Origin of the sequence: Microcoleus sp. N9_A2, from assembly GCF_036701775.1 — a bacterium.
Classification (GTDB): Bacteria; Cyanobacteriota; Cyanobacteriia; order Cyanobacteriales; family Microcoleaceae; genus Microcoleus.
In genome coordinates this window covers 168,718-189,731 of the sequence record NZ_JAUBRH010000002.1, presented here as the reverse complement: position 1 = coordinate 189,731, position 21,014 = coordinate 168,718, and the positions used below count along the sequence as shown (strand labels likewise).

The window sequence follows — 21,014 nt, the reverse complement described above, 5'->3', positions numbered from 1 at the left end:
GGCAGTAATCTTACCTCGTTCCTAATCTCGCTCCTAATGCTGAGAACTACTTATTTACCCGCTATCCCTTAAATCGGGCCCGGCAGAGTCCGAGCATTCTTTAAAGGTATCACAGCCTTGGTAACAGAGCTAGTTATTTAGGAAGATTTCAGGCTGAATTTAACGGAAACCACATCTGAATCACTTTTGAGAATTCATCCCACACAGCAATAATAGCGGTAGAAAAAAAACAGCCGACAAGCGGCTGGCTGTACTTGCTGTGTTGGGATGTTGACAATTTTTACGCAATGCCTTAAGGGATTTTAGCCAACTGAAGTTATTGCGCTATTTGGTTCAATTCAATTTATGTAAACTAATGTAACAGAATGCTGGCAAAAAAGCAACTTTTCTTTACGAAGGAAGAGGCAAGTTCGGCAACGGATTTTGTAACGGATGTAACGGATGTAACGGATAGACTGTAGGGTGCGTAGGGAGCAACTCCAGAATCCGATCGCCAATCCGCTGTTTAACTCAAAACCGATGGAGGCTGCGCGTTGACACCGATTCACCTGAGATGTTGCACCATTCTCAATAAGCTTTTTATGAACAGGCAAGATGCCTGTTCCACAAAGAGTGAATTTTCTTGTGGAACAGGCATCTTGCCTGTTAAGCGAGAATGGTGCAAGATGTGAGATTCACCCCACAATCCGATCGCTATTCCTCACCTTGGGCCCTGGATAATAATGTATGCGCCCCAAATAGCAGCAGCAAAAGCCAAAATCGCAGACCAAATCGGATGTCCGCTGTCACTAACCCTCCCTCCTTGACTGCGGAGACTTTCAAGGTCGATCGCCACAGTAGCACCACGGCGCAGCCAACCAGTCGCCACAACAGATGTTCCGATCAAATCGCTAGGGCGAGTAGTCTCTTTGAACAAAAATGGCCACAAAGAGCCAATGTAGCCAAACCTCGAAACATAGTGCAACCTCACCAACCCCGTCGCCGTCTGCAAAATCAAATCTTGTCCCAGCCAATTACTCATACCCGATCGACCCAAAAGTTGCCCTTCCAGCCGCACCGGTTCAGCATCCAGCGGCAAACTCTCGGGATTTGACAAAATTTCCGGCAAACTCGGCGAAGCGGTTTCTCGGGGTATAATATCCGGGAAGAAATAATTGATCCGCATCAAAGTACCGATGCTAAATCCGATCGGCAAACAGCCCCAAAGAATCGATCGATCGCCCCAAAGCCAATCCAACTGCCAAATACTCGTCCTCGAAAAAATCCCGCCAATCAGCCAAAGCACCCCGACTATCGCCAAACTCATCGGAATCCCAAAAAACGGCGCACCCTGTAAAAATAGTTTTGAGTCTTTAAATTCGAGTATTGACTTAAACAGAGACAATTTTCCTTTCCTGGGTGGTGCTTGCACTCCCGCGTTTGCCAAATCTAACTCTGTCTCCAGTTGCCAGAATTGAGCATACAGAGCCAACAGCTTCAAACGCTCTCCCAGCAAAGGATGCGCGCGGTTAACCGTCAACCAATTGCGCTCCTGATTGCTGACATCCCACAGCAAAATCTGTTCCAGCGGCGCGTGTAATGCAGCAGAACCAAGGGTTACAGCTTGTCCAACCCCTACAGGTAACAATAGATCGAAACTTTCGAGGAAAAAGCTAGTTTGTTTTTGCTGCTCGATATTAGCAGCAATGCCGATCGCAATTTTAGACAATGCCCGCGTCAAACCGTTAGGATTACCCGTAATTTCCGCAGCAGTGCGATCGCTAAAATATACTCTGCGGCGCGACACCCACAACATCGGCCACCTGAACAACTTATAAATCCCGTAACTAATAGCAGAAATTGCAGCGGCCACAAATTTGACAGCAGAACGCAAAAACTCGATCGTCATTAAATCGCACAACCGCTCTTGCCAGTGCGCCACCTGCCAATAAATCAAGTAAGGAATCTGAATCACCAGCAGCGCCAGGGACATCGGCGCAAAATCCCAGTGAGAGATATGGCCCAACTCCCGCGCGAAAATAGTGGCAATTTCATCATCCGTCAATTGTTCCAATAGCCCGCGACTCACAGCAATCCGAGCAAAACGGGGCAAACAGCCGTAACTGAAAGCTACAGGAACATTCAGCGGCAAGAGTTTCAGCAGCGGCACCGGCATATTTTGCTTCGTACAATAACTTCGCAGTACCCGACTAGCTTCCTTGCTGTGCTTGGATAAAACTGACCCGCGCAGAGTTTCGATGCCGCAAAACAGTTTCAGCAGCGCGTCTATCAGCCAGGGAGACGAGGCCAAAAGCAATCCAAAAACCATCTGAACAAAGGGAGTTGGATCGCGGTAAAAAAGCTGAATCGGCGCGAAAATAGGCAGTCTAGTGAATATGTAAAGCTGAACCAACAGAGAATTAGTGTTTGTCAGCAGGAATTGCAGGATAAAGCGGGCTAGGAAAAATAGGGCGATCGCACTTGCAAAAGCTTCGATCCGAAACTCCAGCAACTTTAGCGGTTTGAGGGGACGCGGGCTTTTCACGCGCGCTGCTTCGCGCCAAGTTAGTTGGTAAGTATCTGTTGAGGAACGGGGGCTATTTTCGTCGCTAGTTTCTGTATCGGGTGTGGTTTCTGTGGATATTGCCGGTTTGGGGGGTGGTGGTGGCGGTGAAATATGTGTCAATTTGGTGTTTCCTGGCGTGGCAGTCGGCTCTAAGGTTGAAAATCCGGTTTTTTGGTCTGCGGTCGGTCGTAGCGAAGCGGGGCGTAAGCCATCGCCCTTAACCGTTTTTTTCGCTGATTCCGTTGCTGAATTGAAGGCGACAAAGCCTGTTTTTGGGGGAGTTTCCGCTGGTTTTGGGGGGAGAGGTGGGGTTAATTCGGTTAAAGTGCGATCGGCCCAGGTTTTGATTTGGGTGTTGGGGATTTTGGTGAGGGATGTGCACAGGGCGATCGCCTCTTTAACATTACCGGTGGCTTTGTACGCAGCCACTAACCCCATCTGCGCGCGGATTCCCGACGGCTGATTAGCTGCGGTTTGGGTAACGGATTCTAAAAGGGCGATCGCGGTGGGGTAATCCTGCTGTTTCAAAGCTGCGAGCCCAGCCTCTAGAGACTGTTTTGCAGATGAATCCGCCGGATTTGGATTAGTGGGAGGTGCCATGACTGTGCTTTCGCTAGCGTCCTTTCTAAGATAGCTTTGCTGGTCGATCGATAACTGTTCTAACACAGCTCTATTTTGCTGTCATTAGTTGCAACTTTTGCCACAAGGTACTTAAGTAATTTCACTAAAATTATTTGTTTCTGAGATATTGCACGATCGCCACGATCCGACAGGGGTTTAAACCCCTGCCTCAAAGCTAAAGTCCTCTAAAAGAGGACTGAAGAATTATGTCAATTTGTGGTTAAATACTTCCTTGCTCTTTTAGTCGGCGAAGGCGGACTTTGTTTGTGTAGAAGCGATTTCAATCGCCGGGTTTCAATCGCCGATTCCATCAAATTTTTGCTTATAATTAAATTAATACCTCACCTGCACACTTATGCCAATTGACGACGAAGATTTTGAAAGCGAATCTATTAGCGGCGATCGCAAACTGGAACTTTTTACCGACAGATACGAATTTACCCGCCGATTTGCCTTTTATTTAAACGAAGACCCCGCGCGCCAACAAATTTTGTATTTTTACGGAGATGGAGGCAACGGCAAGTCTTTGCTGCTACAACACTTGCAGTTTCACTGCTGCAAAAGGTTTTCGCCGCAGGTGTGGAAACAATTGCACGACATCCCAGAATCACAAGCCGCCCAAGTTGCTGATTTTGTCCGCTATGCTGAACCTAAGACCTACACTCCCATACCCGCAGTCAGACACGATTTCGGATTGATACCGATTAAAGAAGATAAACCGCAAGATAGATTTTACGGCTTGCTGATGCTGCGCCGAAATCTGGCAGCAGCCACTAAGAAATATAAATTTAAATTTCCAAATTATGACTTTGCTTGCTTTTGGTATTTGCTGAACAAAGGCGAATCACAGGCAACTCTCAACCAACTTTTCCCCGATGATGTGGCGGAATTGGTGGTACCTATAATTGAAACTTTTGCAGATTTTCCGGTGGTGGCGCAAGCTGTAGCGGTGCTCAAAGGGATAGATAAATTGGGCGGGATTAAGCGGGCGATGAAATTAATTCAAAATCGCTTGGGCGTCAGCGATGAAAAGGCGGAGGAAATTCGCCGTCTAGATATTGATACTGAGTTAACCGACTATTTGCCGAAATTGTTTGCTGGGGATTTGAATGCGACAATGGCTGGCAAAAATAAACCCGATCGCCTCGTGATGCTGTTCGATACTCACGAGAAAATGTGGGATGAAAAACGCAATTCTCAAGGCGCAACTTTTTGGTATCAAGATGAGTGGTTTCGGCGGTTGTTGAGGGCATTGGATTACAAATTGGGGATTGTAGTTGTTGTGGCGGGGCGAGAGTGTCCGGTGACGCAATTGCGGTGGCCGAATGCGTCAAGGTTTCCGATTCCCGCAGATTATATAGATGCACAATTGGTGTGGCATTTGTCGCCGGATGATGCGAGGGATTACTTGCACAAAGTGAAGATTGACAAGGCAGATTTGGCAGATGCTGTAATTAAATATGCCAGCGTCAATCCCGCTGATAATTGGGAGAATTTGCAGGTACATCCGTTTTATTTGGGTTTGTGCGCGGATGCGGTGCTGGCAGAAAGAAGGCGGGGAATTGAGTTGATGTCGTCGGATTTTGCGCGGATTCCGAAGTTGGAAAACAAGACTGCGGAATTAACAGATCGGTTGCTGAGTTATGTCGATCGAGAAGTGCGATCGGCCGTGCATTCGCTGAGTGCTGGTCGCGCTTTTGATGAGGATTTGTACGTAAAATTGGGATCTGGTTGCCACTTCCAGGCAAGCAGTGCAAATTTTGAGATGTTGACGGGTTTTTCCTTTGTGTGGAAATCGCAGAAGCGGGGGGATAACTGGTATCGGATTCACGATTTATTGCGGCGTTTGGATGCCGATCGGGATCATCCGAAAACTCGCAGGGCGCATGAGGTTTTAGAGGGGCATTATCGGGAAGTGGGGGATGTGGCTGAGGCAATTTATCATGCTAATCGCTTGGATTGGGAGCGGGGTGTGAAGGAATGGGAAGAGGTGTTTGATGAAGCATTGCGGCTGAGTCGTTACGGGGAATGCGAGTCGCTGCTGGGAGTTAGAGATGAGTTGTGGATTAAAAGTGATTATTGGCTTGGTAGAGTTTCGCGCTCGGAGGGAGATTACTATGCTCGGTTGGCTCGATATGTAGAGGCAAGACAGGAACATTTAGAGGCAGTTGCAGCCTATAATTCTGCTTTACTTATTGCACCGGATGATATCGCTGCTCTTACCAACAAAGGGAATGCGCTGCAAAGTCTGGGTGAATTGCAAGCACAGCTAAGTGAATTTGAGACGGCAAAACAGTCTTATTTTGAGGCGATCGCTGCCTGTAATTCTGCTTTACTTATTGCACCGGATTACCTTTGTGCTCTCAACAATAAAGGGATTGCGCTACTACGTCTGGGTAATTTGCAGGCAATTCTGAGTGAATTTGAGGCGGCAAAACAGTCTTACTTTGAGGCGAGCGCTGCCTGTAATTCTGCTTTACTTATTGCACCGGATTATACCAATGCTCTCAACAGCAAAGGGATTGCGCTACTACGGCTGGGTGAATTACAAGCAAAGCTAAGTGAATTTGAGGCGGCAAAACAGTCTTACTTAGAAGCGATCGCAGCCTATAATTCTGCTTTACTTATTGCACCGGATTATATCAATGCTCTCAACAACAAAGGGAATGCGCTGCGAAGTCTGGGTGAATTGCAAGCACAGCTAAGTGAATTTGAGGCGGCAAAACAGTCTTACTTAGAAGCGATCGCAGCCTATAATTCTGCTTTACTTATTGCACCGGATTATATCAATGCTCTCAACAACAAAGGGAATGCGCTGCGAAGTCTGGGTGAATTGCAAGCACAGCTAAGTGAATTTGAGACGGCAAAACAGTCTTACTTTGAGGCGAGCGCTGCCTGTAATTCTGCTTTACTTATTGCACCGGATTATATCTGTGCTCTCAACAAGAAAGGGAATGCGCTGTTAAGTCTGGGTGAATTGCAAACACAGCTAAGTGAATTTGAGGTGGCAAAACAGTCTTACTCAGATGCGATCGCTGCTTACAATAGAGCTTTACTTATTGCACCGGATGACATCATTGTCCTCAACAACAAAGGTATTGCACTGAGAATACTGGGTGATTTACAAGCAAAATTATCTGAGCAACAGGAAGCACTCAAGAATGGGCAAGAGGCTCTGGAAATGTTTAATCGATCTTTAGCCATTGCTCCTAACAACGATCTGGTTCGCAATAGCCGCGACGCGCTGCAACAACTTCTCGATAATTTGGGTGAGGATAGTCTCAGCATTTACCTCGATCGCAAGGAGTAAAGACGCGGCATTAAAAAGGAGGACGTGTCCAGTTAACTTAAACCGAAAGGCCGCCAAGGAATGAATTCCACGGGGCTTTTAGCAAAAGTCCTCGCTATGAGGACTAATGAATTCTTCAGTCCTCATAGCGAGGACTTTTGCTTTGAGGCAGGGGTTGAAACCCCTGCCGGACTCAGGGCTGAACGTTAAAGGCCCGCCCTCGAATTTAGCTATTTAACCTTGTAGCTTACCGCCCAGATTTTCTCGGCGAAGTACCATCAGCCCGCTTCCGACATCAGCACGCTCATCACCTGCTTCGGATTAGCGGCACGCTGTACGGGGCTCCAATCGCCCACTTCTGCAAATCCCAGCCGGTACAAAGTGAGTATGGTTTCCCTGACACCCTTGGGCGAACCGACAACCGTTAACAGCACCACTTCCTGTTCGCATACTGCTGCTGAGTCGTCATTTGGGCGATAGAATTTGTTGTCGTCAGGCAAGAATTCCTGTGACATAATATGTTCTCCTGGTTTTGGGTTTTCTAGAAAAACCCAAAAACCCAGCCGCCCCGCATTTCAACACATAGCAGGGCGGCTACAGAGGATGTTAAGATACTCCGTTAGCCTCCAGACTGCTAGTCCCAGTTTGGCGGTTATGCTGTCCATTGCTGTTAGCAGCAGCTTTGGGCAGTGCAACTAGATTTTTGGGCGACGCGGGCTGCCTCCTCTACAAGCAAGCAACCTCTCACTTCAAAGCGTAGCCGCAGATGGGGGCCGCCGTCAATCCATTTTGGATTTTAGATTTTGGATCTTAGATTTTGGATTTACTCGTTACCAGCGTCAGCGGCTGGAAACCAGTTAGTTCGGCCGAAATGCTAAATTAAAAGTAATGTTGCTTTAGTACAACCATGTCCAAACGACTCACCATTGCCCAAGCACAGCAGCAGCTTCCAAACCTACCCCAAGAACTTATCAATGAGCCTATCATCATCACTCAAGATGGCGTTCCCGTTATGGCTGCAATGAGCTACACGCATTTGACTGAACTGTTAGAAACCTTAGATATTCTCACCGATACAGAATTCGTTGCCAAATTGCGCCAAAGCATCACCCAAGCACGCCAAGGGGAAACTATTTCCTGGGAAAATGCCAAAGCAAAATTGGGACTATGAATCACGGAGAAAATGCGATCGAATATGAGATCCAGCTTACGCCACTGGCACTGGAAATGTTGGAGGCAGTCAAAGATTGACGAGAACAGGAAAAATTGCGCGATCGCATTGATTAACTACAAGTTGAACCACAAAAGCAAGGCAAAGCCCTTGTAGATAACCTATCAGAATTTCGCAGCATCCGAGCTGTTGGACAGCGCTATCCTATAGTTTATCAAGTCGAACAAGATCGAGTTCTAGTTGTCGTGGGACTAGGGAGACGTAAAGATGGTGACAAAAAAGACATTTACACCATCTTAGAAAAACTGTTAGAGCCGTGATTGTAACTTCTTATATCCGGCGTATTTAAGCCAAATATAGCAATCCTAAATCATTCATGTAAATTTGTAGGGGTAGTGCCCCCGTGCCTACCCCCTATCTATCCGGGCAACCACGGGGGGATTGCCCCTACAATAATTACGCGAATAATTTAGGGTTGCTATAAATATCATTTGTATGGACACAACAATGTTGTGTCCTTTGCCTGCGGTAATCTCACTCCTCGCTAACAGCCAAACCTGACACCACAGGGGCGATTGCATTTAACTTCAACACAGGATGCTCCCCTTCCACCTGTCGGCAATTCCACTCATTTCTAAACAGCAAAACCGGCCTTCCCCAAGTATCTTTCACCGTCACCGTATTAAACAGCCGCCCAACTTTTTCCAGCGCATCCCAACCGCCGTCAACCCAACGAGCTACACTGTAGGGCAACATATCGATCGTCGTTTCCACATTATATTCCGACTGCATTCTGAACTGCACAACTTCAAATTGCAACTGTCCCACAGCCGCCAAAATCGGCTCGCGTTTCGACTCATCAACCGAGTACATAATTTGCACTGCGCCTTCTTCCTGCAACTCAGAAACGCCTTTGCGGAACTGCTTAAACTTAGAAGGATTGGGATTTCTCAAAAAAGCAAAAAGTTCAGGAGAAAAACAGGGAATCCCTTCATATTCCAGTTTTTGGCCGGTGTAAATAGTATCGCCGATCGCAAATACCCCCGGATTGTTCAAACCGATCACATCGCCCGGATACGCAACCTCGATCGACTCGCGATCCTGAGCAAATAACTTTTGAGGTCTTGACAAACGCACCGTTTTACCACTGCGAGCGTGAGTCACGTTCATGTCCTTTTCAAACTTGCCCGTACAAACCCGAATAAACGCCACCCGATCGCGGTGTCTTGGGTCCATATTCGCTTGCAATTTAAACACAAACCCGGTAAAATCTTCATAAGTTGGTGGCAAGTCTCCGGCGCTGCTCTTGCGGGCGATCGGCTTCATAGCGTAATCTAAAAACGCATCTAAAAACAGTTCGACCCCAAAATTACTCATCGCGCTGCCAAAGAAAACAGGCGTCATTTTTCCAGCGCGAACCAAGTCTAAATCGAGTTCAGTTCCCAACTCATCAAGCAGTTCTAACTCTTCTTTGAGCTGATAGTAAAGGTCTTGTTCCAACAAATCTTCAATGCGCGGATCGCCCAATTCAATGACGGTATCAACAGCAGCACGAGAACCGTGTTTAGTCCGCTCGAATAAGTGAATTTTGCGCGCCCTGCGATCGAAAACACCTTTAAAGCGATCGCCCGTACCTATGGGCCAATTTACCGGATAAGTCTGCAACCCCAATTCCTTCTCAATTTCGTCCAACAAATCCAAAGGTTCTCTGCTAGGGCGATCGAGCTTATTAAAGAAAGTAAAAATAGGCAAACTTCGCAGCTTACAAACTTCAAATAACTTCCGAGTTTGCGGTTCCAAACCCTTAGCAGCATCCTCAAGCATCACCGCATTGTCAGCCGCCGCCAGAGTGCGATAAGTATCTTCGCTAAAATCTTGGTGTCCTGGAGTATCGAGCAGATTAATGTGATATTTTTTATACTCAAACTGCAAAACAGTAGAAGTAATAGAAATTCCCCGCTGCTGTTCCATCGCCATCCAGTCAGACGTAGCGTGTCGCTGAGCCCGCCGCGCTTTCACAGAACCTGCTTCGTGAATTGCACCTCCGTACAGCAGCAGCTTTTCTGTCAAAGTAGTTTTACCCGCGTCAGGGTGCGAGATAATAGCAAAGTTGCGCCGGCGCTCAACAGCAGTCAGCAGTTCAGTTTCGAGTTCTGTTGTCATCACAAATTAGGTAGGGGAATCATCACCCGATCGCCATTATAGCCTGTGCTACAGTTGCTATTAAAGGTAAAATTATCGGTAAAGTCAAGGAATAAAACTAATATGTACGACTCCGACAAGCGAAAGCTGCTATCACTGCTGTGCCACGGGGCTATTTTTTTGAGTACGTTAGGGTTGTCGATCGGAGTGCCGATCGCCGTATTATTAGTATCAGATGACCCCGTTGTCAAAGAAAACGCCACCGAAGCCATCAATTTTCACTTCAACGTCTGGCTGTACACCACCATTATTGGGGTGGTAACTTTCCTGACTTTAGGTTTGGCCGGCTTTTTCCTAATACCAATCGGTTATCTGCTGCATTGGGGACTGACAATCTTGGCGATTCTCCAGATTTTAAAAGATCCCAACCAACCCTACCGCTACCCTTTTATTTTTCGCTTATTCTAGACAGTAAATCGCTCTTGGGTATCGATTTCAGAAACCCGATTTCTTTAAGAAGAAACCGGGTTTTTAAGTGTTTTCTAACCCACATTCGTTACCCCAACTGGCCAATGCACTGCTTAAGTGACAAAGAGGGTTGATTGTCGGAGACAAGACTTTGTAAAAAAACTTAAAATCTTGTGTAACTAAGCATCATCCAGTTGGGGATTCCTGAAAATTGACCTAACATCATGAGTGAAATCTTCTTAATCCATAAAGCTTCAAAAATTAGAGCGAAATAAACTATTAATTCTAGCTGTTAAGCTAATCCGCCTTTAAATTGCATGGTCAAATAAACTTTCGCTATTGTGCGGTTGGTAGGAAAGCCCGCCCTCAACACACAATTTCAATGCACAACAGCTTATCTTTGGCATTGAAAATGGTGCAACATCTCTGTTTAAACTTACATCTTGCACCATTGTCAAGAACAGGCTTTCCGGCCTGTTCCACAAGAGATGAATTTTATTGTGGAACAGGCTTTCCGGCCTGTTCCTAAACAAGTAATTGAAAATCGTGCAACATCTCAGTTTAAATGAATGTGGGTAGCTCGGTAAGTGATGCCGAACCCTCTCTGCCTAAAGTCGCAATGGTGTCTTCACCCTATTGCAGGGCTGTTGTGAACGCTAAGTTGATCTTCAGTTGATGCCGTTTCCCAAACTATGCTAACCTCTTTGGGTTATTTCGCAGAGTTAGGGCGGATGTTTGATCGCTCCGAACCATCGTTTTTGCTTTAGCTGTGCTATTTTTGCATCTGGCGATCGTTTTATTGAAGTTTTCCACCAATTCTATCTCTACCAGGAGTCTTAAAACTTAATACAATATTTTTCCAATAAAAATCCCGCTCTTGTGGAACGGGAAAACCATCAGGGTGCATCTATATATATGTCACTATAACTCATAGGGGGTATAACCCCTCGTAGCTTTATCGAATCTTTACAATCACAAAATTTTTGTAAAGATTGAGGTTTTTATTTGACTGATCAGCCGTTTTATGAAATTAAAATGGAAAATGCTGACATTTATAAAATCCAGTGAGTTTCCTCTGAATAATCAAAACTTTAAGCTCCTTTACCATGCTTCGGCCAATGGTGGAGCAAATACCATAAGATGGCTACATTTGTGATAAATACCGCTAACTTAAGTACCGTGACCCCGTGAACTAATTCATATATTTCAGGGGGTATACTGATGCTTACCAGCACTAAAACTAAGATGGTTGCCCAGTCTTTTTCGTACCACAAACCAACGGCTTCAACAGCAGTTAACACTGCATAAAGTGCTGCGGCAAGTCCGCTAAGCAGTAAGTTTTTAGGCTTGAGAATTAAAAGTTTGTCTAAGATGAATTCAATAATTTTGAGTTGGCTTTCTCACAAATAAGATTGCGAAAACTCTTCTAAGACTTGATGATTTTTTAATGCAAAAAGCAAAGCAATCGAAGTTACTGTCAAGAGGGAAGCCACAAATGTTTTGTAAAGGACAATTGCGATTAAAGCAGGAGCGTGATGTTTCTTCACCTTAATTCTCGAAATATCAATAATGTGCGATCGCCTGGTTAGCCTGTTTAGGATTGAAAACTTAAATTTTAGTAGAGTGCGTCAGCAATTAGCTAATCTATTATAGCAAAAATAACGCGCTGCTGACGCACCTTACTAAGTTTGAGGATAACGTTGTGCTACGAAAGAGATAGCAGCAGCCCGATCGCCCAAATCGCCATCCAACCTCGCCGCCAACAAATCATCCAACATTCGTTTAAACCCAGGCCCCGGCTTATAACCCAAAGCCTTCAAATCGTTGCCATTCAAAGGCGGCTCAACATTCGCCCATTTGGTGAGATATTCCCAGATTTGGCGGCGGAATTTTCGCGGACTTTGTAGGGCGATCGCAATTAACACCGGCAACTCATAATTCCTCAACAGCAATACCAATTGACTAGGCAACTCGCACTTAGGCAAATTCTCTGCTAACTGGTTCTTTCCCGCTTCCAACACTTCCAACCGCTTAATGCTGTCAGCGGGTAACTGAAGATTTGCAGCCACCTTGCCGCGATATTCCGGTGCTAAATAAGCTATCAAAACTTCCAGCCGCATCTGCCAATCGGGAATATTGATAATGGGGAATGGGGAATGGGGAATTGGGAATTGGGAATTGGGAATTGGGAATTGGGAATTGTCTCTTCCTTCTTCTTTCTTCCTTCTTCCTTCTTCCTTCTTCCTTCTTCCTTCTTCCTTCTTCCTGACATCCGTTACATCCGTTACATCCGTTACAGAATCCGTTGCCGAACTTCCCTCCTCCTTCTTCCTGACATCCGTTACATCCGTTACATCCGTTACAGAATCCGTTGCCGAACCTTCCTTCTTCCTTCCATTCAAACACCGATCGAGCAAACGCAGTTGCCGCCACAACTCCCGATCCAACTCCAAACTAGGATGAATGCAGCGCAAAGCCTGCAAATCTCCCAGCATTTGCAAAGCAACTTTCCAGTACGGGGCTTGCAAAATGTATTTCAATTCGCTTTTGAGCCGAGTTTCCAAAGCCGGAGCTCGGCCGTTTTCCCCCTGAATTCGGTAATAAATCCCGCTTGCCAAAGCGTTGCGGATGTATCCTTCCGTCTGCGGCTCAATTTCAAATCCCAACCGCACCGCAAACCGCACAGCGCGATAAATTCGCGTGGGATCTTCGATAAAACTATTGGCGTGCAAAACTCGAATTTGCTTCGATTCCAAGTCCAGCAAACCGCAAAAAAAATCTAACAATTCGCCACTGCGAGGAACACCCAACCGCACAGCCAGCGCATTAATTGTAAAATCCCTGCGGTACAAATCTTGGCGAATTGAACTCGCTTCAACTTCAGGATTTGCAGCCGGATAAGGGTAAAATTCAGTGCGAGCCGTAGCGATATCCACCCACAGCGAGCCGAAAGCAGAGTCTTTGGGCCACAAAAGCGCGGCGGTTTGAAATTGACCGTGAACGTCCAAACGCGATTCGGGGTAAAGTTTTTGCAGCGAGGAAGCTAACTCGACACCAGCACCGGAATCGTCGGAACCGCACTTTCCATCCACAACCAAATCAATATCTGTTAGCGCCAATGTGTCATCCGTGGCTAAGAGTAAATCCCGGACTGCTCCACCCACAATATAAAGTTGCCAGCCGCGATTGTGGGCAATATTGGCGGCGATCGACAATAATTGCCATAATTCGGGACTGATGCGCGATCGCAACAACTGCTCAACCGATTCGGGCACGGGACAATTAGGCAATTCTGCATTGCTTCCCCTGTCTCGCGCTTTTTGCTGGTGCAATTCCCGCAACACATCAGTCCGGGTAACAATTCCCACCAGTTGACCGTTTGCCAATACTGGCAAGCGCCCGATATCATACATCACCATTAAAGATTCAATTTCTGGCAGCAAGGTATCTGGGGCGATCGTTTTTAGCTGCGGAGTCATGTAACCCTTGACGGGGGCGTGACTGAAACCGTGGTGCAGGGCAATGTCTATGTCGCGCCGCGAGATAATGCCAGCGAGCCGATCGCCCGTATCGACCACCGAAAGCCCCGAATGTCCGTAACGCAGGAGGATACGGTGAGCTTCCCCCACCGAAGTTTCTGGGCGAATGCTCCGCACGGGAGACGACATTAATTCGCGGGCTGTCGGAGGGTGCGGGATTTGAGCTTTCAGCGCGTCAGCTAATTGATTTAAAGTCAGCAGCGGATCAACATCCCGTGTAGCGAGGGATGCGGCGCGGGCGTGGCCTCCGCCACCGAGGGGTTTAAATAATTCGCTGAGGTTTGTGCCTTCGATGCGCGATCGACCGATAATAGCTAAGCGGTTGGAAACTGGCGATTCAGGGATGTTGCGGTGGTCGTTTTCGCTAAAGTTATAAACATTGGCTAAAAGTAGAGCATCGGTTTCAGTTAAATCTAGCAAGCGAGAAGCTAGTGCAGAAAGTCCGGGAACATAGTCATTAGTAGATAGCAGTACCCAAGCTACTGTATAACCGTGCAAGGTTTCCGATCGCAAATTCTCCAACGCTTCTCTCAGCAAATCCTGCAATTGCGGAGACAAACCGGGTTCTACATATTCCGCGATTACCCGCAAACTTGCTCCCTGTTCCATTAACCACGCTAAAGCCATTGCATCTCGCGCAGTTGCGCCCTCAAAGGTGAGGGAACCTGTATCGACGTGGATACCGAGGGCCATGACTGTGGCTTCCGAAGGTAAAAGCTGGGATACTGTATCGCCGTTTTCTGCGGAATTTTTGAGTTTTTCCCGCAGTTGTTCGACAATTAATGTGGTGGTTGCGCCAACTGCTTCAATCTGTGTAACCGTGGCGGGGATGTCCAAATCAGCTTGTAGGTGGTGATCAAAAACGGCTATTTCGTTGAGGTGTGGCAAGTCTAGCCATTCGGCGGCTTTTCCTAGTCGATCGCGCTGTGAGGCATCCACTATACTAATAGATCGAATTTGTTGCGGATTGACCGATCGACGTTCAATCAGCGGATACTCGTCGCGGTGTAGCGCCAAAAAATCTCGCACCGTCGGGTGACAACCGCCAGTCAGCACGATTCTGCTACCGGGGCGCAGCACGCAAAGTCCCACCGCCGCGCCTAAGCTGTCAAAATCTGCTGTTGTGTGGCACAAAACTAAGTCCATAGCCGAAAATCTCGCATCTCTCACTCCCACACTAGCAATTTCTGGTGCTCGGATACCGGATCGGGCGATCAGGCTTTAACTTAACCTTTCCAGTTTTCTGTCCTGCTGCGAACAATGATAAAATTGTTAAAAATCCCAAGAGCTACTGACGCTTGTTCGCGCAACGCCCGAATTTGCACAGTAGACAAGAGTGCAAAAGTCCTTTTAATCAAATTTTCGGGCGGGCTCGCGTGTCCACCCCACAAGAAAAAATGATTTTTTTGGGATGGGCTTTGAGCAGCGTCCTAGCTATTTTTGCGAGAGGTATAGTCTCTTTCGTATCAATCAACCGACAATTTCTCGATCGACCATCTGGAAATTGTCAAAAACTATAATCTGGAATATTTTGCCAGATTATGACAAACTATTTCTCGTCCACGCACGGTTATATCAAAAGGAGAAAAGATGTTATCAATTCTGTTTCAAGTGGTTTTACTAGGTCTCGTGCTACTGTCTTTTGTGATGGTTGTTGGTGTGCCAGTTGCCTATGCCTCTCCCCAAAACTGGAATCAGTCTAAAACGCTAATTTATGCTGGTTCTGGTCTCTGGTTCTTACTGGTTATTGCAGTGGGTGTCTTAAACTTTTTGGTAGTTTAATTTCGCCTAAGACTATCGAAGAAAGAAGGTAAAAGATAGAAGGTTGAAGGCATTAACCAGCAATTTAAAGTCATTCCGCATTCGGCAGAAGCTAGGAATTGTCCAGCCAGCACGACGAACTTGTATGTTTTTGCACTTGAGATTAAGATGAGATGTTTCAGCTTTCTAACTTTTGCCTTCTCGCCAACAAAAAACTAAAATCTAAAACCTAAAATTTAAACTAGAAACACTATGACTGTTTTCGAGGGAACTTTTACTCAAACAGAATCTTTACGATTTGCGATTGTGATCGGTCGTTTTAACGATTTGATTGTCAACAAACTTTTGGAAGGATGTCAAGATTGTTTGAAGCGCCACGGGGTTGATATTAATCCTGATGGGAATCAAGTTGATTTTTATTGGGTTCCGGGATGTTTTGAGATTCCCTTGGTGGCGCGCAAAGCTGCTCTTTCTGGCCGCTACGATGCGGTAATCTGTCTGGGTGCGGTAATTCGCGGCCAAACTCCGCATTTCGATTTTGTGGCTGGTGAGGTTTCTAAGGGAATTGCTGCGGCTGCTTTTCAAACTGGTGTGCCCGTGATTTTTGGGGTGGTGACGACTGACACGATGCAGCAAGCTTTGGAAAGGGCGGGAATTAAGAGCAATTTGGGCTGGAATTATGCGATGAGTGCTTTGGAAATGGGCACTTTGATGCGTCAAGTTAATGGTTTGGGCGCAAACTCTTACGGGCAATTGACTGCTGCGTCTGCTACGCAAGTGCTTGCGGGTGATGCTAGTCGGGCGATCGCCCCGGATGTATCATCGGATACCATAGACTTATTGAAAAAGTAATGCTGAAAGGTTGAGTTCGTAATTCCTACGATCGATTTTCTAGAAATTTTATGAGTTCATGTCATGAAAAATCACACCAGGAAACTCACCCGCAGCCGGTCAGATCATCTTCCAGTGGATTCGTTGCCAAAGTCTTTGATTGCTTTACTGCGCTATTTTCTAGCCTTCCTAGTTTGCTATTTCTGCTGGCAACCTGCTGTTTTGGCAAATAGCGCAGCGAATTCCTCACCTCAAACCTTAGTAACACAGGAAATTAACTACTCTTTACCCGCAGCAGGCGAAGTCTTTCTCGTTTGGGGAGTTAACGACTTGGCGACATTACCCCAAGCCCAAGGCCCTACAGGTACTGCAGTCAAAGATAAAATTATCTACACGCCAATGAAACGCCAGTCAAATCACTTCGCAGCCAAAGTGCGAGTAACCGCTGGTGCAACTATTGATTATGTTTTCCAAATTACCAAAACGCGGAGTGGTAGTAGCTGCGAAATTTGGGATAAAAACTCTTCTGCCAACACTAAAGACTATCATACTGTCGCCGTTCAAGGCGGAGTTGCTCAAATAGAAGCGAAAACAGCGATCGTAAATTTGTTGCAAGCATATGACACTACTTCTTCAGTATTTTGGTGGCGTGCGTCAGCAATTGTTCTCATTGTTTATGCTGCTTTATTAGTGGCAATTTTCCAGCTAAACACCGATCAGATATCAACCCGTGGTAACTGGCTGTTATATTTGATGCAAAAATATGTAAAATATCACTTTTCAGTAAATCTATTCCTATTTATCGTTGCCTGCTATTTTGTATTTTTATTTTGTTTAGAGTTCCCATCTATTCGGATGTGGGATGAATCTAGACTAGCAGTAAATGCCTTGGAAATGACGATGAATGGGGACTTGATAGTTACGCATTTTGAGGGAAAGCCTGATATGTGGAATACTAAACCACCTCTGTTAATTTGGCTCATAGCCCTCAGCATGAAAATTTTTGGATATAACACATTTTCTCTGCGGTTGCCGTCAGCAATATCCGCTATGAGTACAGCTATTATAGTTTTTATATTTTCTGCCAAATATTTGAAAGACATGAAAATAGCATGGGTGAGTGGGTTGGTATTAATAACCAGTTCCGCTTTTATAGGATTTCACGCAGGCAGAAGCGGAGATTATGACGCCATGCTTGTGCTTTGGATAACTATTTATTCCCTTTCATACTTGATCTACTTGCACTCAAATGAACTAGAAAAACAACGTTTTTATTGGTCAATAGCAACCGCTGCTTTAATCTTGGCAGTGTTAACCAAAAGTGTAGCAGGACTTATGCCATTGCCAGGTATTTTTTTGTATACTGTTTATCAAAGAAAACTAAAAATCTTGCTCTTTTCATCTCGGCTTTATATTTCTTTGAGCATTTTGATAGGAGTGGTATTAAGTTACTACATGGCTAGAGAATTTTATAATCCCGGCTATCTCAAAGCCGTAGTAGACAACGACCTGACAGGTAGATATTTCAATGTGCATGAAAAGCATCAGGGTTCATTTTTATTTTATTTATACCAGATACACAATGACAGATTTATGAGGTGGATCGAGTTATTACCTATTTGTTTACCGATTAGTCTATTGAGTGTTAAAAAAAATCTGAAAACAGTGGGATTTTTCGGATTTTTCTACTTAACCTTGTATTTCACGATCGTTTCTTTTGCCAAAACTAAGCTCACTTGGTATATTATTCCTCTATATCCCATAGCGTCTCTGGTTATTGGTGTAGGTTTAACTGAAATTTTCAAGGCGATACTTAATTCGTTTCCTGTTAACGATTTGAAGCGCCAGTTGATTTTTATTTTAACAGCTATCGCTATTTTCATCCTGCCTTATTTTGATATTACATATAACTTGGTTTATAAGCAGGATTTACTAAGTTTTGATACACGGGGTTCTGAAGTTATGTATGGAGATTACTTTCAAGAAATGTTCAACGATGTTCCGCAATTAACCAAGTTTACTGCGGTAAGTAACAAATATAATGCTCACTTGATATTTTACGCAGAAGTAGCAAATTTTCAGAACAATTATTCAATATCATCTGTGGTTCACTATCAGCAACAGAATAAAAACAAGAAATTTAATCCTGGTGAAGTAGTTGTTACTTGTGAATATGAAGTAACCAAAAGATTGGGACAGCAATACAATTTGAAATCATTACACAGCAATGATTTTTGCTCGACATTCACTATAGAAAAACTATCAACCTAAGCAGATGATTATGACACTTTTTCAAGCCAGTTAACTCAAATTTCAGGTATTACTGTTAAAGCATTCACTAAGTTTAAAAAAAATAACACTTAATATTGGAGACTGTTCATTACCTGGGATGCTTAACAATTAAGCATAATAACTTCGCTGTAAAATCAAGGGTTATAGCCGTGGATCGCCCGTCCCCGCCTCAAAGGCTAAGAATAACGACTACGCTAATCGATCGGCTCAAAGCTGACCCCGCTGAAAAAAAGCTGGTACAAAAGTCTCAAAACTCTTGTGCTGTGGAAGTTGCCGCCACAAAGAAACTGCAATTTTTATTGATCGCATCCGAGGGAAAAAATTAAATGAATATCTTGCAAATTCGCAAAGTGTGTGATAGAATAAAAAGTCATCAAAAATAGCGCAACAGCAACTAATTACTGCATGGCAACGAAGCCAACGATCGCATTTACGCACCTCGGCTGCGAAAAAAATCGCATCGATACCGAACACATGATTGGCTTGCTGGCTCAAGCGGGCTATCAGGTAGATTCTAATGAAGAATTAGCCGATTATGTTGTAGTCAATACTTGCAGTTTTATCCAAGCTGCGCGAGAAGAGTCAGTCCGCACTTTGGTCGAATTGGCAGAAGCTAATAAAAAAGTAGTCATCACTGGCTGCATGGCACAGCATTTTCAACAACAATTGCTGGATGAATTGCCGGAAGCAGTCGCAATTGTCGGCACTGGCGATTATCATAAAATAGTCGATGTGATGCAGCGGGTCGAAAAGGGCGATCGAGTTTCCCTCGTCTCTAGCGAACCTACTTACATCGCTGACGAAACAACTCCCCGCTACCGCACGACATCCGAAGGTGTCGCCTATCTGCGGATAGCAGAAGGCTGCGACTACCGCTGTGCATTTTGCATTATCCCGCACTTGCGCGGAAATCAACGATCGCGCACGATCGAATCTATTGTCGCCGAAGCTAAGCAATTAGCATCGGAAGGTGTCAAAGAAATTATCTTAATTTCTCAAATTACCACCAACTACGGCAAAGATATTTACGGCGAACCGAAGCTAGCCGAACTACTGCGCGCTTTGGGTCAAGTAGATGTGCCTTGGATTCGGATGCACTACTCCTATCCTACAGGTTTGACTCCGCAAGTTGTGGCGGCAATCTGCGAAACGCCCAACGTTTTGCCATACTTGGATTTACCTCTGCAACACTCGCACCCGGAAATTCTGCGGGCGATGAACAGACCTTTTCAAGCTGGGATTAATGATGCTATAGTCGATCGGCTCAAAGCAGCAATTCCCAACGCCGTGATGCGAACAACTTTTATTGTTGGCTTCCCCGGCGAAACCGACGAACACGCAGCACATTTGCTGGAATTTGTCAAGCGCCACGAATTCGATCACGTCGGAGTATTCACATTTTCCGCCGAAGAAGGTACCCCAGCCTTCAGCTTGCCAAATCAACTGCCAGCAGAAAAAATGGAAATTTGGCGCGATTCGGTAATGGCGGCACAACAACCTATATCATTGAAGAAAAATCAAGAATCTGTCGGTCAGGTAGTTGATGTCCTGATAGAACAAGAACAGCCAGAGACAGGTGAGTTGATTGGTAGATCCGCCAGATTTTCCCCAGAAGTAGATGGACTCGTCTATGTGACAGGAGAAGCACGGCTGGGATCGATCGTACCTGTGAAAATTACGAGTTCAGATGTCTACGACCTCTACGGTCAAGTAGAAGTATAGCTCGAACTGTCCCGCCCGCCAAAGCAGCATCAGCCCCGCGCTAAGAGTGTAGCCTCGCGTCGGGATGAGTGCCAGTGAGTTGACGATTCCACTCCCGCGAGTCGAATTCCAAGCCGTGCTGTGGAACAGCGACGGGGTGGATGAGGAAACGAGCAATTCTTCTGATAAAATTGGTACATCTTGACCACCAATGCCGTAAGCGAAAACCAAGCTCAAAGGTACGTGTTGCCAGAAAAAGTATGGGTCTTGGGAACCAGGACTCCTGCCCTTGGAGGCAATGTAAGACCAATAGAATTACGGAGTTCTGGCGGCTGTTGCCAATGAATTGGGAAGCCCGTGGTGTACCGCAGGTCACCGTCGGGTAGTTCACTGTTTTGTTTCTGAATGTAAAGAGTTATGCTAACATAAAGTCAGAAACCAGCGGGGAGAATTTGAGATTGCTTCGCCGTCCGCCCTACACGACAACGGTATCCCGAAAGAGTGTTGAGATGGATAGGCAGTAACGGTCGCTGCATCCCCTGTTGAATCCCGCAGACGACGGATTGCGGGATAGCGCCTGAACTAACAAACCTGTAACTACTATGTAGTGCAGTTCAGTGGGGCTGGTCATCATCCTCACTATAAAACGCCCTA

13 protein-coding genes are annotated in these 21,014 nt (G+C 45.6%); 7 read left to right on the top strand and 6 right to left on the bottom strand.

Annotation, left to right across the window (positions count from 1 at the left end; all coding sequences use genetic code 11):
• Positions 1-700: 700 nt before the first annotated feature.
• On the bottom strand, positions 701-3,211 hold the full coding sequence (locus QUA44_RS02090) for a zinc metalloprotease HtpX (RefSeq protein ID WP_333247644.1): 2,511 nt from the start codon (positions 3,209-3,211) through the stop codon (positions 701-703).
• Positions 3,212-3,521: 310 nt separating this feature from the next.
• On the opposite strand from QUA44_RS02090, the gene QUA44_RS02085 reads away from it, so the two are divergent.
• A complete protein-coding gene (locus QUA44_RS02085) occupies positions 3,522-6,476 on the top strand; it encodes a hypothetical protein (protein WP_333247646.1) in 2,955 nt (984 codons plus the stop codon).
• A gap of 257 nt (positions 6,477-6,733) precedes the next feature.
• On the opposite strand, the gene QUA44_RS02080 is transcribed toward QUA44_RS02085, so the two are convergent.
• Positions 6,734-6,970 (bottom strand): hypothetical protein, encoded by a 237-nt coding sequence (locus QUA44_RS02080; RefSeq protein ID WP_333247648.1) that lies wholly within the window; start codon positions 6,968-6,970, stop codon positions 6,734-6,736.
• A gap of 392 nt (positions 6,971-7,362) precedes the next feature.
• Between QUA44_RS02080 and QUA44_RS02075 the strand changes: the two genes are divergently transcribed.
• Positions 7,363-7,626: a type II toxin-antitoxin system Phd/YefM family antitoxin gene (locus QUA44_RS02075; protein ID WP_015177371.1), complete on the top strand. Its 264-nt coding sequence runs from the start codon at positions 7,363-7,365 to the stop codon at positions 7,624-7,626.
• Between the two features lie 534 nt (positions 7,627-8,160).
• Here QUA44_RS02075 and prfC read toward each other — a convergent pair.
• Complete coding sequence (gene prfC / locus QUA44_RS02070) at positions 8,161-9,789, bottom strand: peptide chain release factor 3 (protein ID WP_333247650.1); 1,629 nt, start codon at positions 9,787-9,789, stop codon at positions 8,161-8,163.
• A gap of 102 nt (positions 9,790-9,891) precedes the next feature.
• Here prfC and QUA44_RS02065 point away from each other — a divergent pair, with 102 nt between their 5' ends.
• Positions 9,892-10,236 (top strand): DUF4870 domain-containing protein, encoded by a 345-nt coding sequence (locus QUA44_RS02065; RefSeq protein ID WP_106148719.1) that lies wholly within the window; start codon positions 9,892-9,894, stop codon positions 10,234-10,236.
• Between the two features lie 1,091 nt (positions 10,237-11,327).
• On the opposite strand, the gene QUA44_RS02060 is transcribed toward QUA44_RS02065, so the two are convergent.
• Together QUA44_RS02060 and QUA44_RS02055 are read right to left on the bottom strand one after the other, a co-directional pair.
• Complete coding sequence (locus QUA44_RS02060; RefSeq protein WP_333276354.1) at positions 11,328-11,618, bottom strand: DUF2127 domain-containing protein; 291 nt, start codon at positions 11,616-11,618, stop codon at positions 11,328-11,330.
• A gap of 300 nt (positions 11,619-11,918) precedes the next feature.
• On the bottom strand, positions 11,919-14,921 hold the full coding sequence (locus QUA44_RS02055; RefSeq protein WP_333247934.1) for a CBS domain-containing protein: 3,003 nt from the start codon (positions 14,919-14,921) through the stop codon (positions 11,919-11,921).
• 444 nt (positions 14,922-15,365) lie between these two features.
• On the opposite strand from QUA44_RS02055, the gene psbZ reads away from it, so the two are divergent.
• The 4 genes from psbZ (at position 15,366) to rimO (ending at position 20,381) form a co-directional block, all read left to right on the top strand.
• Complete coding sequence (gene psbZ / locus QUA44_RS02050) at positions 15,366-15,557, top strand: photosystem II reaction center protein PsbZ (protein ID WP_106148334.1); 192 nt, start codon at positions 15,366-15,368, stop codon at positions 15,555-15,557.
• Positions 15,558-15,788: 231 nt separating this feature from the next.
• Positions 15,789-16,388 carry a 6,7-dimethyl-8-ribityllumazine synthase gene (ribH, locus tag QUA44_RS02045; protein WP_333247653.1) on the top strand — a complete coding sequence of 200 codons (600 nt, stop codon included), beginning with the start codon at positions 15,789-15,791 and terminating at the stop codon, positions 16,386-16,388.
• Positions 16,389-16,451: 63 nt separating this feature from the next.
• A complete protein-coding gene (locus QUA44_RS02040; protein WP_333247654.1) occupies positions 16,452-18,638 on the top strand; it encodes a glycosyltransferase family 39 protein in 2,187 nt (728 codons plus the stop codon).
• Between the two features lie 426 nt (positions 18,639-19,064).
• Complete coding sequence (rimO, locus tag QUA44_RS02035; RefSeq protein ID WP_333247658.1) at positions 19,065-20,381, top strand: 30S ribosomal protein S12 methylthiotransferase RimO; 1,317 nt, start codon at positions 19,065-19,067, stop codon at positions 20,379-20,381.
• Here rimO and QUA44_RS02030 read toward each other — a convergent pair.
• A complete protein-coding gene (locus QUA44_RS02030) occupies positions 20,343-20,597 on the bottom strand; it encodes a hypothetical protein (protein WP_333247660.1) in 255 nt (84 codons plus the stop codon). The two genes, rimO and QUA44_RS02030, sit on opposite strands and share 39 nt — an antisense overlap.
• Positions 20,598-21,014 lie beyond the last annotated feature (417 nt).

Coding starts and splice junctions, on each gene's coding strand:
- QUA44_RS02055 (WP_333247934.1), bottom strand. CDS start 14,921: ATGGACTTAGTTTTGTGCCACACAACAGCAGATTTTGACAGCTTAGGC.
- ribH (WP_333247653.1), top strand. CDS start 15,789: ATGACTGTTTTCGAGGGAACTTTTACTCAAACAGAATCTTTACGATTT.
- QUA44_RS02085 (WP_333247646.1), top strand. CDS start 3,522: ATGCCAATTGACGACGAAGATTTTGAAAGCGAATCTATTAGCGGCGAT.
- QUA44_RS02075 (WP_015177371.1), top strand. CDS start 7,363: ATGTCCAAACGACTCACCATTGCCCAAGCACAGCAGCAGCTTCCAAAC.
- QUA44_RS02040 (WP_333247654.1), top strand. CDS start 16,452: ATGAAAAATCACACCAGGAAACTCACCCGCAGCCGGTCAGATCATCTT.
- QUA44_RS02065 (WP_106148719.1), top strand. CDS start 9,892: ATGTACGACTCCGACAAGCGAAAGCTGCTATCACTGCTGTGCCACGGG.
- rimO (WP_333247658.1), top strand. CDS start 19,065: ATGGCAACGAAGCCAACGATCGCATTTACGCACCTCGGCTGCGAAAAA.
- prfC (WP_333247650.1), bottom strand. CDS start 9,789: ATGACAACAGAACTCGAAACTGAACTGCTGACTGCTGTTGAGCGCCGG.
- QUA44_RS02080 (WP_333247648.1), bottom strand. CDS start 6,970: ATGTCACAGGAATTCTTGCCTGACGACAACAAATTCTATCGCCCAAAT.
- psbZ (WP_106148334.1), top strand. CDS start 15,366: ATGTTATCAATTCTGTTTCAAGTGGTTTTACTAGGTCTCGTGCTACTG.